The organism is Sphaerisporangium sp. NPDC005289 (assembly GCF_040607455.1).
GTDB classification, from domain to species: domain Bacteria; phylum Actinomycetota; class Actinomycetes; order Streptosporangiales; family Streptosporangiaceae; genus Sphaerisporangium; species Sphaerisporangium rhizosphaerae.
The window spans coordinates 91,896-106,987 of record NZ_JBEXGS010000004.1 but is presented as its reverse complement, the minus strand read 5'-3'; the positions used below and the strand labels follow the sequence as shown (position 1 = coordinate 106,987).

Below are 15,092 nucleotides of genomic sequence, written 5' to 3'. Positions count from 1 at the left end.
GCTGCGTCTGCTAGGACTTGGTGGATGTCCGCCCGAATGTCGACCCGGAGGTCGACCGCAATCGCCGCCCCGCTGCTCGCCGGGGCCCTCGTCCTCATCTCCCCTGGCTCCCCCGCCTCCGCCGGCGGGGTGGCCCAGCCGCGCGTGGTGTCGGCCGACCCGGTGAACTCCACCCCGCACGTGCTCGACGGCATCGTCAACGCCTTCGCCCTCGTCGGCGGCACCGTGGTCGTCGGCGGCTCGTTCAGTCAGGTGCGCGACGCCGGCGCCGCCGGCCGGCTGCCGAGGAGCAACCTGTTCGCCTTCGACCTCGCCACCGGGCGGGTCGAGCGCGGCTTCGCCCCGCGCGTGGACGGCCCGGTGACCGCGCTGGCCGCCGGCCCCGACGGCACGGTGTACGCCGGCGGCTCGTTCGTCTCGGCGGGCGGCGCCCCCGCGCGCGGCCTGGCCCGGCTCAGGGTCGCGGACGGCGCGCCCGTGCCAGGCTTCTCGGCCCCGGTCAACGGCGGCGAGGTCACCAGCCTCGTCCTCCACGACGGCCGGCTGTACGTCGGCGGCGACTTCACCGGCATCGGGCGCACCCTGCGCACGGCCCTGGCCAGGGTGGACCCCGCCACCGGCGCGGTGGACCCGTCCTTCACCGTCACCCCCGGCGGCGGGCTCGGCGGCGAGGTGAAGGTCTCCGCGATGGCCGCCGCCCGCGACCGGCTGGCGGTGGACGGCTCGTTCACGACCCTGGACGGGCGGCGCCGCCCGCAGGTGGGCCTCATCGACATCGCCGCCGCGCGGCCGTCGGTAACCGACTGGCACACCGAGTCCTACTCGGCCGCGTGTAAAGAGGTGTTCCCTTCTTACGTGCGGGGGCTGGATTTCTCACCTGACGGGCACTATTTCGTCGTCGTGACGACAGGAGGCGCCAAGGGCTCGCGCAAGCTGTGCGATTCCGCGGCGCGCTTCGAGACCTATTCTCGCGGCGACGGCGTCCGGCCCACATGGGTCAACCACACCGGGGGCGACTCTCTGTACTCGGTGGCCGTCACGGGGGCCGCGGTCTACGTGGGCGGCCATCAGCGCTGGCTGAACAACCCGCGCGGCTCCGACTCGGCGGGGCCGGGCGCGGTGGCGCGGCCCGGCATCGGGGCGATCGACCCCGCCACCGGCAAGGCGCTCGCCTGGAACCCCACCCGCGAGCGGGGCATCGGCGTCAAGGCCTTCCTCGCGCACACAGGCGGCCTTCTGGTCGGAAGCGACACCACGCACCTCGGACACGAGTACCATGCCCGAGTCGGCATGTTTCCGCTCCCTTAGCCCCTGCGGCCCTTGCTGATCTGCTCACTCACCGCGTCCCGCTGCTTGGACAGCAGCACGTAGCTGGCCACGCCGCTGATCACGAAGCTGATCACGATGAGCCACAGGACGTTGTGGAGGCCGATCAGGTAGAGCACACCCAGGGTGACGGCGAACAGACCCAGCCGTGACGCGGTGTAAACGAGAAACGGTCGCACGACGTCGAGGTTACGTCACGTGCCGGTGGGGGCCGTCAACGGCCGCCCTGGACGGGGAGCCGATTTCGGGCACGGAGCTTTACAGTGCTCACTTCGCATCGGGAGCGAGCACTGCTAGTGTTCCCATCACGGCGCTTATGTAAAGAAACACCCACGAGCGCCCCAAAGAGGCTCTATCATATAACAAACGGGCAGTCAGCTGATAACAACCCGTGATCATTGGAAGTAAATCGCGGATATATCAGTTTTCGCTCGGCAAACTGGATACCTGTCCGCCCGCTTCAGGACGCGGGATGCGAGGGGGAGAGATTGTGGAGAGTAGCAGCGAGCGCCTGCTGACCCCCGGAGAGGTTGCCGCCCTCTTCCGGGTCGATCCAAAAACGGTGACACGCTGGGCGGCAGCAGGCCGTATCAGCAGTATCCGAACCCCCGGAGGGCACCGGCGTTTCCGCGAGTCGGAGGTGCACGCTCTCCTGCGTGGCGAGGAAGTCCTCACGGCCGAACGGCCGAGCGGCGACTCACCGCGTGTTTGACGTGGCGGCGAGAGACCGCCGGGCCCGGCGCGCGTCGCGGGGCACGGTGAACTCGAGCCTCACCATGCACCATCGGTGATCCTGCGTGCCCCCCCGGAAGCCGCAGGGTCACTGTTCTTTTTGGGTCGTGCCTTTACTGTAATTTCGGGCCCGATCTTCCAGGCGTTCTCCGCACGGACCCCGTTCCCACAGGGACGGCGTTCTCCGCGCGGTACGGCGTTCCCACCCGGACTCGCGCCCACACGCCGGCGCGGCCCCGCGCCTTGCCATTCAGGCGCGCGGCCCGCGCTCAACGATCGGAGCCCGCCTGCGACTCCTTGAAGGCCAGGAACTCGCGCTCAAGGTCGTCGTTCTCCTCCCGCCAGCGCCTGCGCCGGTCGGCCTCCTGCTCCTCGGTGATCGACTCCGGCAGCCACCGCGCGTACTCGGGGTCACCCGGATCGAGCTCGACATAGGCATTGCCGATCAGCCGGCCGTCGTCGCTGGTCAGGCTGCGCGGTATCCGCAACGTTCCGTCGGCGAGCCGGATGACGTACATGGCGGACCACCTAGATTCCGTAGCGCCGGTTGAAGAAGAGCATGACATTGAGCGCGGCGCGCGTGTCTCCGTTGAGCATGTCCACCAGCGCCGGCCGCTGCCGGGAGGCGATGGCGGCGAAGGCGTCGGCGAAGAACTCCTTACGGCCGAGGCCGCCCGGCTGCTTGTGGAACGCCGAGGCGAACATCGGCGCGCACTCGTCGTACAGGGCGGCGAACTCCGCCGAGTCCGACACCCACTCGCCCGGCGCGGAGTCGATGTCGTCCAGGGCGTGGCCGGTCTCGTGCATCATCACGTCGGGCGTCGGCGACGGCCGGTCGCCGACCACGATCTTGCGGTCGCCGTAGGCGCCCGCGCAGACGTCCCAGGTCGCCTTCCCCGACGGCAGCGGCGCGCCCCGCAGATAGCCCATGTCGTCCAGATCGGGGACCCCGCCGGGCCCGACGTAGATGCCGTCGAGTCCGACCGCCAGAAGGGCTTTCAGCCGCTCGGGGAGCCGGGCCAGGCTGTCGACCGCCCGGACGACGTCGGCCGAGGGCGGCCCCTCGGCGGCGTCCCACTGGCGGTACAGGATCTGCTCCAGCGGCCCGCAGTGCTTGAGCCCGTCACCCCGGTCGGGCGTGTCAGGGGAGTTCGGCTGCGCCAGCGGCGGCTCGTCGTCGAGCTCGAAGTCGCGCCAGATGTACTGCGGCCGGTCGACGACCGGGGCGGTGACGGCCCCCGCGGCGTCGACGGGCGGGCGGTCCCCCGCCCAGAAGGAGTCACCCCTGCTCTCGCGGCGCCCGGCCCTGCGCCCGCCGGCGGAGTCGCCGCGCCCCTCGCGGAAGGACTCGGCCCGCCCGCCCTCGCGGCGGTCGGAGCGTCCCTCGCGTGCGGAGTCGGCGCGGTCGGCGTCGGCGGACTCGGCGGCCCCCTCACGGGGAGCCTCACCGCGGAAGGCGTAGGACCCCCGCTGACGCCAGCGCGGGCCTCGGCGATGGCGTCCCTTGTCGCCCGGGAACGCCGTCAAAGCCGCGCCCAGGGCGCCCGGGCCAACGCGAGCATCGGCACACCTCTCCCATCCCGCGAAGCGTGGTCACGGTCCACCGTACGTCGGGGCCGCGCGGGAGTCACCAGTAATGTCCGATGGCGATCGATCGACGGCCGCGTGAACCCGAGCTGGACACGATCTCCCGTGGGATGGCATACCCTGCGGACATGCCTAGCGTGCTTCTTGGCCTGGCGCTGTTAGCCTTCTGGCTTTACTGCCTCTTCGACGTGATCACCACGCCGGAGGGCGACGTGCGGAACCTGCCCAAGCTCCTGTGGGTTCTCATCGTCGTCCTGCTGGTCGACCTGGGCGGTGTGTTGTGGCTGCTCCTCGGCCGACCACTGAGCCAGCAGGCCGTCCAGCGGCAGCGCACCGGCCGTCCCGGCCCTCGCCCCTCCGCGCCCCGTGGCCCCGACGACGACCCCGACTTCCTCCGCGACCTCGACCGTCGCCTCCGCCGAGACGACGACTGAAACCCGCCCCGCGGGCCCTTCGAGAGACGACCGCAGAGCTCCCGTGCCGGCGGTTTCCGGCACGGGAGAGCGCCCCCTAGGGGGGCCGCGAGGCGGTCAGGGGAGGCTCAGGGGCCAGGCGGGCTCAGCCGGTCAGGGCACCTGCGCGTAGGAGTGCAGACCCGACAGGAAGATGTTCACGCCCACCAGATTGAACAGCAGGCAACCGAACGCGACGAGCTGGATGATCACCGCGGCCCGTCCCCGCCAGCCGGCCGTGGCCCGGGCGTGCAGGTAGGCCGCGTAGGCGATCCAGGCGATGAACGACCAGACCTCCTTGGGGTCCCAGCCCCAGTAACGCCCCCACGCCTTGTCGGCCCACAGGGCGCCGGCGATGACCGCGAACGTCCAGATCGGGAAGGCGATCACGATGGCGCGGTGCGCCACCCGGTCGAGCTCGGCCCGGCCGGGCAGCCGCGAGGGGCCGTCCCCGCGCGTGAGGTACAGGATGCCCGCGACGCCCGCGAGGATGAACAGCCCGCTCGCGCAGATCGCCGCGGTGACGTGGATGGCGATCCAGTAGGAGTTGAGGGCGGGCACCACCGGACCGGCCTGCACGTGCAGGTAGCGGACGGCGAAGCCCAGTCCGAGCGCCGCGGCGAGCGAGACGAACGCGCCGAGGAAGCGCACCGGCTGGCGCGCCTGCATGACCAGGAACGCGGTGACCGCCGCGAAGCAGATCGCCACCACGAACTCGTACATGTTGCCCCACGGCCAGCGGCCGACGGCCAGGCCGCGGGTGATGATGGCGCCGAGGTGCGCGACCCAGCCGAGGCCGCTCAGCGCGACCGCGACGGTGGCGGCCCGCGCCGCCCACGCGGGCGGCGCACCGCCCGCCGGACGGTCCTGCCGGTCGCCTGAGCCGCCGTCCGGGGCCTCCGAGGCGTCCGAACCGTCCGCGGCGTCCGTGCCGCCGTCCGCGGGACGGTCCAGCGTCTGGACGGCGCCGGCCGTGACGGCGACCTTGGCCTGCGCGCCACGCCCGGCGGCGACCGGCCGCCCGGCGCCACGGCCGCGGCCGAAGCCGAGGTCGAGCGCGTAGCCGATCATGGCGAACACGTACAGCAGGACGGTGGCCAGGATCAGCTGGTCGCTGAGCGTGGCGAGCCCCGCGTTGACGTCAGTGGGCATCCTTGACTCCTTGCGGCGAGGCGGCCTTGCCGGCCTCGGCTTCTTGCGGCGGCGCGGCGGCGCCGTCCCCCGCCTCCCGCGGCGGGGCGGGGCGCTCCGTCCGCGGGCCGTGCGGCGGGTCGTCCGCACCGCCCTGTGGGCCCCGCAGGGCCGTGACGATCTCGGCGAACTCCTCGGCGAACCCGGCGTCGCCGCTCTCGGTGCGGGTCAGCCCGCCGACCTCCACGGTGGCGGCCTCGTCGCCGGCCTCGCCCACCCGCGCCCAGACGCGGCGGCGGCGGACGGTGAGCGAGAGCACCAGCCCCAGCACGGCCAGCCCCGCCGCCAGCAGCGCCGGGAGCCGTCCGGGGTCGTAGGCGACCTGCAGGCTGATCCACTCGCGCACGCCGGTGAGCTGGATCGAACCGGCGCCGCCGGGCAGCGGCAGGGTGCCGCCGACCGCGAGGGGCTCGGTCTTCAGGCCCATGACCAGAGGCTTGAGCTTCTTGGTGTCGAGCTGGTACACCGACTGCGGGCGCCCGGAATTCATGCCGAGGTCGCCGGAGAAGGCGAACACCTGCGCCGTCGGGTTGGCCGCGCCCGGGAAGACCGAGACCCAGGAGCCGTCCTGCGCCGGGACGGTCGTCGGCAGGAACCGCACCAGGAAGCCGAGCTGCTGCGGCAGGGCGTCCGGCACCTTGATCACGCACTCGGAGGTGTAGGTCACCTGGTCGGCGGTCAGGCACGGCACCGGCCCCTCGAAGGCCACCTGCCCCTTGCCGTCGAGCACCTTGAACACCGGGGCGTACCCGTGCCCGAGCAGGTAGGTCTGGGTGCCGTTGACCTCCAGCGGCTCGTTGACCCGCAGGTCGTAGGGCCGCTCGGGCGCGCCCGGGCGGTCGGACACCGCGAGCCGCGCCGAGAAGTCCAGCGGCTGGCCGCGGCGTTCGCCCGAGCCGACGTAGGTCGCCTGGAAGTCGCGCAACGTGAAGGAGAACGGCTCCAGGGAGTCCGGCGAGACCCGCTGGCCGGGGATGTACCGGTCGTAGGCGGCCACGGTGTTGGCGAAGCCGTTGCCCTCGACCACCAGCACGTTGCCGCGGTAGCCGTACAGGCCGCCCGCGCCGACCGCGACCAGCAGGACCAGCAGCGCCGCGTGGAACAGCAGGTTGCCGGTCTCGCGCAGGTAGCCCTTCTCGGCGGCCACCCAGCCCGGCCCGGTGACGGTGCGGAAACGCCTGGCGCGCAGCGTCCTGGCGAGGGACTCCACCGTGGCGCCGCCGGCCTCGAACGAGGCGTGCTGGGGGAGCCGGGACAGGTTGCGCGGCGCCGCGGGCGGTTCGCGCCGCAGCTCACGCAGGTGGGCCGCCGCCCGCGGGATCACGCACCCGGCGAGCGAGATGAACAGCAGCAGGTACGTCGCCGCGAACCACGGCGAGGTGAACACGTCGAACAGCCACAGCCGGTCCAGCCAGGCCGCGGCGCCGGGGCTGTCCTTGAAGTACTGCGCGACCTTGTCGGGGCTGATGGACCGCTGCGGGTAGATCGACCCGGGCACCGAGGCCAGCGCGAACAGGAACAGCAGGATGAGGGCGGTGCGCATCGAGGTGAGCAGCCGCCAGGCCCAGCGCAGCCAGCCCACCGGTCCGAGCCCCGCCGGGCGGGCCGGCTCGGCCTGGATCTGTTCGGTCGTCGTCATCAGATCACCGGCTCGAATCCGCCGACCCAACCCTGCAGACCGGCGATGACCTGGCCCCACAGGCCGGTCACCAGCAGCACGCCGACGACGACGAGCATGGCGCCGCCGAGCCGGGTGATCAGCCGCGAGTGGCGGCGCACCGCCGTGAACGTCTGGATGGCCTTGCGGTAGGCGAGCGCCGCCAGGACGAACGGCAGGCCCAGCCCCAGGGCGTAGGCGAAGGCGAGCACGGCGCCGCGCACCGCGCTGGCCTGGTCGAGGGAGAGGGTGAGCACGGCCGACAGCGTGGGGCCGATGCACGGCGTCCAGCCCAGGCCGAAGACCACGCCGAGCAGCGGCGCGCCCGCGATGCCCGCGGCGGGGAAGCGATGGATGCGCACGTCCCGCTGCAGGCCCGGCAGCAGGCCTAGGAAGGCGAGGCCCAGCACGATCGTCAGCGCGCCCAGCACGCGGGTGATCACACCGGCGTTGCCGAGCAGCAGGGACCCGAGGCCCCCGAACAACGCGCCGCCGGCGACGAAGACCAGCGAGAAGCCCAGGACGAACAGGGCGCTGCCCGCCACCATGCGCCCCCGCCGGGGGTCGCCGCTCATGCCGGTGACATAGGACAGGTAGCCGGGCACCAGCGGCAGCACGCACGGCGACAGGAACGACACCAGGCCCGCGACCAGCGCCACCGGCAGGGCGAGCAGCAGGGAGCCCGCCATGACCGTGCCCGTGAAGCCGCTCACGGCGCACCCCGCCGGGCGGGGCGCGCGGCGGCGCGGCGGCTACTTCTCATCGCTGACCTTGGTCACCACGTTCATCAGATCGGAGTAGCGGACCTCTCCCAGCGCCCGGGCGGCGACCCGGCCCTGCCGGTCGAGCACGAGGGTGGAGGGGATCGCCGCCGGGTTGACCATGCCGCGGAAGGCCAGCGCGACCTTGCCCGGCTGGTCGTACAGGCTCGGATAGCCGGGCTGCTGGGTGCGCTGGAAGGCCAGCGCCTGCGCCTTGTCGTCCTTGGAGTCCACCCCGAGGAACTGCACGCCGCGAGCCTTGGTCTTGGCCGCGACGTCCTTCAGGACCGGGGCCTCGCCGCGGCAGGGCCCGCACCAGGAGGCCCAGAAGTTGAGCACCACGACCTTGCCCTTGTGGTCGGCGAGCGCGGTCGCGGCGCCGTCCAGGGTCTGGCCCTCGATGGCCGGGGCCGCCTGCCGCTCGGCGGCGGGCACCACGCGCATGCTGCCGTCGCCGGCGACGAAGCGCGTGTCGCCGGACTGCGGCTGCGAGGAGGACCCCTGGCCGCCGGCGCATCCCGCCAGCGCCGCCGCGACCAGCAGCGCGGTGACGAAGGCACGCGACCTCGAGGACCTGGTGGACACCGTGGACACGGAGCAGGGTCTCCTTGTACTACAAGAGGTAGAGCTTCAAACCCTACCCAGCGCACCGCACGCCCTCGAAATCGGGGCACGGGGCGCGCGGACGTCCGGCTAGCGCCGCTTGGGGGCGCCGAGCGACCCGGAGGGCTTCACGAGCGAGGCCGCCGGCTCGCTGTAGCCCACGCTCGCCAGCCGGTCGCCCTCGAAGGTGAAGCTCGTCAGGCTCGCCAGGGCGCACTGGCGGCGGCGCGGGTCGTGCCAGAGCCGCCGGCCCTCGGCGGCCAGCCGGATCACCCAGATCGGGAGCTGGTGGCTGACCATCACCACCTCGTGGCCCCTGCCCTCGGCACGGGCGGCGTCGATGGCCGCGCGCATGCGCCGGACGATCTCGACGTACGGCTCGCCCCAGGACGGGCGGGCCGGGTTCCACATGTGCCGCAGATTGCGCGGCGCGCGGAACATGCCGCCGATGACGTGGCCCTGGAAGAGGTTGTCGGCCTCGATCAGCCGCTCGTCGGTCCTGATCGGCAGGTCGAGGGTCTGCGCGATCGGGGTCGCGGTCTCCTGCGCCCGTTCGAGGGGGGAGCTGTAGAGCACGGTGATGTCGCGGCCCGCGAGGGCCTTGGCCACCAGCTCGGCCATGGAGCGGCCGTTCTCGGAGAGGTGGTATCCGGGCAGCCTGCCGTAGAGCAGGTTCTGGGGATTGTGCACCTCTCCGTGCCGGAGCAGGTGGACAACGGTGCTTTCAGTCATGACGGACACCAGACTACTGGTCCGGCCTCAACGCGCCATGCCGAGCCGAGCCCGGCGTGGCCGGCGTGGCCGGCGTGGCCGGCGTGGCCCGGCGTGGCCGGCGCGGCGCAGCGTGGCCCGGCGTGGCCCGGCGCCGCGGGGGCGCCCGCCGTCAGGAGGACGCCGGGTGGAGCCCGCCCGCCTCGGCCGGGGACGGCCCCGCCGCCTGGCCGGAGTCGCCGGAGACCGGCACCAGCCCCGGCGGGGGGGCCATCTGCCGCAGCACCTCCACGGCCGCGCGGATCGCCGGGCGGCGGGCCGCGTCCGTGCGCCACACGGCGTAGATGCGCCGGGTGGGACGGGGCCTGATCGGCACGATGGCGACCTGCGCCGGGACGTGGTCACGGCCGAGGCGCGGCACGATGGCGCAACCGTGGCCGGCCGCCACCAGCGCCGTCTGCGTCGGGTACTCGTCGGCCATGCAGGAGAACTCCGGCTCCAGCGACGCCGTGCGCAGGGTGAACACCAGCCAGTCGTGGCAGACCGTGCCGGGTGAGGAGCTGATCCACCGCTCGCCGTGCAGCTCCGCCAGGTCGATCTCGCGGCGGCCCGCGAGCGGGTGGGAGGCCGGGAGCACCACGTCGGCCACGTCGTCGAGCAGCGAGGCCCGCGACAGGCCCTCGGGGATCGCCATCGGGCGGTTCAGCCAGTCCTGCACGATGGCGAGATCGAGCTCGCCGCGGGACACCTCGCGGATCTGCCGTTCGGGCTCGCGCTCGTGGAGCACCAGGTCCAGGTCGGGATGGCGCTGCTTGAGCTCGCTGAGCGCCCCGGGGAGCAGCCCGCGGGCGGCCGTCGGGAAGGCGGCCATGACCAGCCGTCCGACCACCGCCCCGCGCAGCGCCTCGAAGTCGGCCTCGGCGGTCTCGACGAGCGCGAGGATGCGCTCGGCGTGCTCGGCGAGCAGCCCGGCGGCGTCGGTGAGCTTGACGCCGCGGCCGCTGCGCTCCATGAGCCGGGCCCCGGTCTCGCGCTCGAGCTTGGCGATCTGCTGAGAGATGGCCGAAGGCGTCACCATCAACGCCTCGGCCGCGGCGCCGACCGACCCGTACACCGACACCGCGTGCAGCGCCTTCAACCGATGGAGATCGAGCATAAAGCGATGCTAAATCATCCGGCCGGAAAATGGCGCTCACACTGAACCGCGGCGCTCCGCGTAACGGGACTCTCCGCGCAACGGGATCTCCGCGTGACGGAGCGCCCGGCGTGACCGGGCGCTTCGCGAACGCGCCGCCGGGTCGTTCCGCGAACGCGCCGCCGGGTCAGCCCGCGGAGGCGGCCGCGGCCGCCTTGGCCGCGGCGGGCAGCGCCTCGGCCACCCGGGTCAGGGCCTCCTCGTCGTGGGCGGCGGACAGGAACCACGCCTCGTACGCCGACGGCGGCAGGTAGACGCCCTGGTCGAGCATGGAGTGGAAGAAGGCGCGGTAGGCGGCGGTGTCCTGGGTGCGCGCCCCGTCGAAGTCGGTGACCGGGGCATCGGTGAAGAACACCGAGAACAGGTTGCCCGCCCGCTGGAGCCGGTGCGGCACCCCGGCGGCGGCCAGCGCGTCCGACGCCGCCCGCCCGACGATCAGGGCGGCCGCGTCGACGCGGTCGTAGACCTCCTCGTCGCAGGCCCGTAGCGTCGCCAGCCCGGCCGCGCAGGCCAGGGGGTTACCCGACAGGGTGCCCGCCTGGTAGACCGGCCCCTCTGGCGCCAGGCGGCTCATGACCTCGGCGCGCCCGCCGAACGCCGCCGCCGGCAGGCCGCCGCCCATGACCTTGCCGAAGGTCATCAGGTCGGCCTCCACCGGCGCCAGGCCGTACCAGCCGGCGTCGGTGACCCGGAAGCCGGTGAGCACCTCGTCCACGATGAGCAGGGCGCCGTTCGCCGTGCACAGCTCGCGGAGCAGCTCGTTGAACCCCGGGGCGGGGGGCACCACGCCCATGTTCGCCGGGCACGCCTCGGTGATCACGCAGGCGATCTCGCCGCCGTACGCGGCGAACGCCTCGCGCACCGCCTCGGGCGAGTTGTAGGGCAGGACGATGGTGTCGGCGGCGGAGGAGCCCGTGACGCCCGGGGTGTCGGGCAGGCCGAAGGTCACCACTCCCGACCCCGCGGCGGCGAGCAGCGCGTCGACGTGGCCGTGGTAGCACCCGGCGAACTTCACCACGCGCGAGCGCCCGGTGAACCCGCGCGCCAGCCGCACCGCCGACATGGTGGCCTCGGTGCCGGAGCTGACCAGGCGGACCTTCTCGACCGGCGCGACCCTGGAGACGATCTCCTCGGCCAGCTCGACCTCGCCGCGCGTCGCGGTGCCGAAGGACGTGCCGCGCGTGAGGGCCTGCGCGAGGGCCTCGACCACGGCGGGGTGCCGGTGGCCGAGGATCATCGGGCCCCAGGAGCACACCAGGTCGACGTAGCGGTTGCCGTCGGCGTCCACGATGTACGGGCCCTCGCCGGACTCCATGAACCGGGGCGTGCCGCCGACGGCGCCGAAGGCGCGCACCGGAGAGTTGACGCCGCCCGGCACGACGGCACGGGCGCGCTCGAACAGGTCCTCTGAGATCTTCGTACGGCTCACGCGTCCAGGTTAGTCCCCGGCGGCGCCGGCCCTCGGCGAGCCCCGTGGACGCCGGGAGGGCCGCTCGCTGCGAGGGTCACTCGGCGGCGTCGGCCAGCCGGTCGAGGACGTGGAGCGGGTCGGGCAGAGGCCGCCCGTCGGGCGGGCGCAGCCAGCGGGCGTGCGAGCCGTCGGCCAGCGACGACGGCGGGGCCAGGACGTAGCTGTCGCGGCAGTGCCAGCGCAGGCCCGGAGTGTCCTCGATCGTCTCGGGGGTGTGGTCGAGATGGCAGGACCACCACTCGTCCTCGTCCTCGGGGGCGCCGCGCGTGGCCACATAGAAAAGGACCCGGTCGCCGTTGGCGGCGACCGGGCCCGTGGTGAAGTTCGCGGCGTCCATGGCGGCGAGGGCGCTCTGGCCCGCCGTGGCCGGCACGTCGAAGACGTCGAACACCCTGCCGGTGGGGAGGATCACGTTCGCCTCGGGGTTCTGCTCCCACCATCGGGTGAGCAGCGCGGCGTCGGTGGTGGCCATCATCTTCCAGGCCGGGGAGATCGGGTGGACGCCCGGGTCGGGACAGCCGACCCGGTCACACGAGCAGGCGCGCGCGCCCTCGCGTAGCGGGTGGGCGCCCATACAGCTCGCCCAGCCCATCTCGGCGTACTCGAGCACCGAGGTGATCGCGTGTGCCTTCGCATGAGATCGCGCTCGCCTTTTCGCCCGACGAGCCGCCAGCGGTACCCCCACCATCGTGTTCCTCCCCCACCCCTGCCTTTCACCGATGATGCACGATGGCGGCCGCCCAAGGTGAGCCGACCCCCGGAAAATGGCCCGTCAGGATAGTCTCCTGGCCACTTCGGTAGCCCAATAGGTGAGGATCATGTCCGCCCCGGCGCGCCGGATGGCGATCAGCGACTCCATGATGATGCGGTCGCGGTCGATCCAGCCGTTGGCCGCCGCGGCCTCCACCATGGCGTACTCGCCGCTCACCTGGTAGGCGGCGACGGGCACCTCCACGCTGTCGCGCACCTGGCGCAGAATGTCCAGGTAGGCCAGCGCGGGCTTGACCATGACGGCGTCGGCGCCCTCGGCGAGGTCCAGGCGCACCTCGCGCAGCGCCTCGCCCACCGGCCCCGCCGGGTCCTGCTGGTAGGCGTTGCGGTCGCCGAACTGCGGAGCGCACTCGGCGGCCTCCCTGAACGGCCCGTAGAAGCCCGAGGCGTACTTGGCCGAGTAGGCGAGGATCGGCACGCCCGAGAAGCCGTCGGCGTCCAGCGCGGCGCGGATGGCGCCCACCTGGCCGTCCATCATGCCGCTCGGCGCGATGACCTGCGAGCCGGCCCTGGCCTGGGCCACGGCCACCGAGGCGTAGCGCTCCAGCGTCGCGTCGTTGTCGACCTCGCCCGCGGCGGTCAGCACGCCGCAGTGCCCGTGGTCGGTGAACTCGTCCAGGCAGGTGTCGGTCATCACCACGACGGCGTCGCCGAGGTCGGCGCGCAGGTCGGCCACGGCCTTCTGGACGACGCCGTCCGGGTCGTCGCCGGCCGAGCCGCGGGCGTCCTTGACCTCGGGGATGCCGAACAGGATGAGGCCGCCCACGCCGGCCTCCGCGGCCTCGTGCGCGGCCTTGCGCAGCGAGTCGCGGGTGTGCTGGACCACGCCCGGCATCGACGAGACCGGCTGCGGCTCGGTGACGCCCTCCTTGACGAACATCGGCAGCACCAGCTCGGCCGGGTGCAGCCGGGTGCCCGCCACCATGCGCCGCATCGCCGGGCCGCTGCGCAGCCTGCGGGGCCGCGCGACGGGGAACTGCGCGTCGGTCATCTCATCTCCCACTCACCAGGCCGGTCTCGGGGACCCGCGCGCACGCGTTGACCTGGGGATCTCGGCTACGTCGGCGGCCCGGCCAGGCCGCCGGTCACTTGGCCCTCCGGCGGGCGCCCCTTCGGGTCTGTGAGGGCCGCCGGGGAACGTCGCCGGCGGCGAGGGCCGCCTGGCGCTGCTTGGCACCGTACTCGGCCAGGGCTGCCGCCAGTGCCGAAGCCGAAGGATTGTCGGCCATGATGTCCACGCGCAGGCCGAACTCCTCGGCGGTCTTGGCGGTCTGCGGCCCGATGACCGCGATGACCGTCACGTTGTGCGGCTTGCCGGCGATGCCGACCAGGTTGCGCACGGTGCTGGAGGAGGTGAACAGCACGGCGTCGAAGCCGCCGCCCTTGATCGCCTCGCGGATCGGCGCGGGCGGCGGGGCCGCCCGGACGGTGCGGTAGGCCGTGACGTCGTCGCACTCCCAGCCCAGCTCGGTGAGCCCCGCGATGAGCGTCTCGGTCGCGATGTCGGCGCGCGGCAGCAGCACGCGGTTGATCGGGTCGAGCATCGAGTCGTACGGCGGCCACTCGGCGAGCAGCCCCTCGGAGGAGTGCTCGCCCACCGGGACCAGGTCGGGCTTGACGCCGAACTCCACCAGCGCCCTTGAGGTCGCCTCGCCGACCGCCGCGACCTTGAGCCCGGCGAACGCCCGCGCGTCCAGGCCGTACTCCTCGAACTTCTCCCTGATCGCCTTGACGGCGTTGGCCGAGGTGAAGGCGACCCACTCGTAGCGGCCGGTGACCAGGCCCTTGATGGCGCGGTCCATCTGCTGCGGGGTGCGCGGCGGCTCCACGGAGATCGTCGGCACCTCCTCGGGCACCGCGCCGTACGAGCGGAGCTGCTCCGACAGCCCGGCGGACTGCTCCTTGGTGCGCGGCACCAGGACCCGCCAGCCGAACAGCGGCTTGTTCTCGAACCACGACAGCCGGTCGCGGGTGGCGACGGCGTCGCCGACGACGATGATCGCGGGCTCGGCGATGCCGGCGTGCTTGAGGTCGGCGGCGAGCCGGCCGAGCGAGGAGACCACGGTGTACTGCTCGGTGGTGGTGCCGCTCTGGGTGACCGCGACCGGCGTGCCGTCGGGCCTGCCCGCTGCTATCAGCGCCTTGGCGATCGGGACCGCCTCGCCGATGCCGTTGTAGATCACCACGGTGCCCGGGGCGGCGGCGTGGACCGACCAGTCGTCGACCCGCGCGGCGTCCACGACGCGGAACTCCGGCACCGCCACGGCGGGGGCGATGCCCGCGTAGGTCAGCACGGCCGTCGCGGGCGGCACGCCCGGCACGATCTCGAACTCGACGTCGGCCTTGGCGCACGCCGCGACCTCCTCCGACACCGAGGAGAAGAAGCCGGGGTCGCCGGCGCAAAGCCGCACGACGTTGTACCCGGCCTTGGCCTCCTGCACGGCTTTGAGCGACACCGCGCCCATGTCGTCGGAGACGTCAACGACCTTGACGTCGTCGCGGCAGTGGCGCAGCAGGCCGCCGTAGGCCTCCTTGTCGAGCACGACGACATCGGCCCGCGACAGCAGGTCGGCGCCGCGCAGGGTCAGGAGGTTCTCGTCCCCCGGCCCGGCGCCCACGAACGCCACGAAACCGG

The 15,092-nt window shown here is 73.1% G+C and carries 16 protein-coding genes; 3 read left to right on the top strand and 13 right to left on the bottom strand.

The genetic code is table 11. The annotated features are described in order from the left end of the window. Positions 1–24: 24 nt before the first annotated feature. Positions 25–1,308, top strand: coding sequence for a delta-60 repeat domain-containing protein (locus ABZT47_RS08885; RefSeq protein WP_354837824.1), 1,284 nt, complete (start codon positions 25–27; stop codon positions 1,306–1,308). Here the strand turns inward: ABZT47_RS08885 and ABZT47_RS08880 are convergent. After that, complete coding sequence (locus tag ABZT47_RS08880; RefSeq protein WP_354837822.1) at positions 1,305–1,505, bottom strand: DUF4229 domain-containing protein; 201 nt, start codon at positions 1,503–1,505, stop codon at positions 1,305–1,307. The two genes, ABZT47_RS08885 and ABZT47_RS08880, sit on opposite strands and share 4 nt — an antisense overlap. Before the next feature lie 293 nt (positions 1,506–1,798). Between ABZT47_RS08880 and ABZT47_RS08875 the strand changes: the two genes are divergently transcribed. Continuing rightward, on the top strand, positions 1,799–2,038 hold the full coding sequence (locus ABZT47_RS08875; RefSeq protein WP_189165217.1) for a BldC family transcriptional regulator: 240 nt from the start codon (positions 1,799–1,801) through the stop codon (positions 2,036–2,038). A gap of 289 nt (positions 2,039–2,327) precedes the next feature. On the opposite strand, the gene ABZT47_RS08870 is transcribed toward ABZT47_RS08875, so the two are convergent. Then, on the bottom strand, positions 2,328–2,576 hold the full coding sequence (locus tag ABZT47_RS08870; RefSeq protein WP_354837820.1) for a hypothetical protein: 249 nt from the start codon (positions 2,574–2,576) through the stop codon (positions 2,328–2,330). Positions 2,577–2,586: 10 nt separating this feature from the next. Next, the gene (locus tag ABZT47_RS08865; protein WP_354837818.1) at positions 2,587–3,585 is read right to left on the bottom strand and encodes a hypothetical protein; all 999 of its coding nucleotides are present in this window, start codon (positions 3,583–3,585) and stop codon (positions 2,587–2,589) included. Positions 3,586–3,773: 188 nt separating this feature from the next. Here ABZT47_RS08865 and ABZT47_RS08860 point away from each other — a divergent pair, with 188 nt between their 5' ends. After that, positions 3,774–4,079 (top strand): PLDc N-terminal domain-containing protein, encoded by a 306-nt coding sequence (locus ABZT47_RS08860; protein ID WP_354837816.1) that lies wholly within the window; start codon positions 3,774–3,776, stop codon positions 4,077–4,079. Positions 4,080–4,211: 132 nt separating this feature from the next. On the opposite strand, the gene ccsB is transcribed toward ABZT47_RS08860, so the two are convergent. From ccsB to ABZT47_RS08810, 10 genes are all read right to left on the bottom strand, one after another. Next, positions 4,212–5,249 (bottom strand): c-type cytochrome biogenesis protein CcsB, encoded by a 1,038-nt coding sequence (ccsB, locus tag ABZT47_RS08855; protein ID WP_354837814.1) that lies wholly within the window; start codon positions 5,247–5,249, stop codon positions 4,212–4,214. Further along, positions 5,239–6,927 carry a cytochrome c biogenesis protein ResB gene (locus ABZT47_RS08850; RefSeq protein WP_354837812.1) on the bottom strand — a complete coding sequence of 563 codons (1,689 nt, stop codon included), beginning with the start codon at positions 6,925–6,927 and terminating at the stop codon, positions 5,239–5,241. The genes ccsB and ABZT47_RS08850 overlap by 11 nt, the downstream gene beginning before the upstream one ends. Then, positions 6,927–7,634 carry a cytochrome c biogenesis protein CcdA gene (locus ABZT47_RS08845; protein WP_354838722.1) on the bottom strand — a complete coding sequence of 236 codons (708 nt, stop codon included), beginning with the start codon at positions 7,632–7,634 and terminating at the stop codon, positions 6,927–6,929. The genes ABZT47_RS08850 and ABZT47_RS08845 overlap by 1 nt, the downstream gene beginning before the upstream one ends. 63 nt (positions 7,635–7,697) lie before the next feature. Next, positions 7,698–8,300 (bottom strand): TlpA disulfide reductase family protein, encoded by a 603-nt coding sequence (locus ABZT47_RS08840; RefSeq protein WP_354837810.1) that lies wholly within the window; start codon positions 8,298–8,300, stop codon positions 7,698–7,700. A 99-nt stretch (positions 8,301–8,399) separates the two neighbouring features. Continuing rightward, positions 8,400–9,041 (bottom strand): histidine phosphatase family protein, encoded by a 642-nt coding sequence (locus tag ABZT47_RS08835; RefSeq protein WP_354837809.1) that lies wholly within the window; start codon positions 9,039–9,041, stop codon positions 8,400–8,402. 151 nt (positions 9,042–9,192) lie between these two features. Continuing rightward, the gene (locus ABZT47_RS08830) at positions 9,193–10,176 is read right to left on the bottom strand and encodes a LysR family transcriptional regulator (RefSeq protein ID WP_354837807.1); all 984 of its coding nucleotides are present in this window, start codon (positions 10,174–10,176) and stop codon (positions 9,193–9,195) included. A gap of 166 nt (positions 10,177–10,342) precedes the next feature. Next, the gene (hemL, locus tag ABZT47_RS08825; protein ID WP_354837805.1) at positions 10,343–11,644 is read right to left on the bottom strand and encodes a glutamate-1-semialdehyde 2,1-aminomutase; all 1,302 of its coding nucleotides are present in this window, start codon (positions 11,642–11,644) and stop codon (positions 10,343–10,345) included. 76 nt (positions 11,645–11,720) lie between these two features. Continuing rightward, complete coding sequence (locus ABZT47_RS08820; RefSeq protein ID WP_354837803.1) at positions 11,721–12,374, bottom strand: bifunctional DNA primase/polymerase; 654 nt, start codon at positions 12,372–12,374, stop codon at positions 11,721–11,723. A gap of 84 nt (positions 12,375–12,458) precedes the next feature. Beyond that, positions 12,459–13,448 (bottom strand): porphobilinogen synthase, encoded by a 990-nt coding sequence (gene hemB / locus ABZT47_RS08815; protein WP_354837801.1) that lies wholly within the window; start codon positions 13,446–13,448, stop codon positions 12,459–12,461. A gap of 94 nt (positions 13,449–13,542) precedes the next feature. Then, positions 13,543–15,075, bottom strand: coding sequence for a uroporphyrinogen-III synthase (locus tag ABZT47_RS08810; protein WP_354838719.1), 1,533 nt, complete (start codon positions 15,073–15,075; stop codon positions 13,543–13,545). Positions 15,076–15,092: the final 17 nt, after the last annotated feature.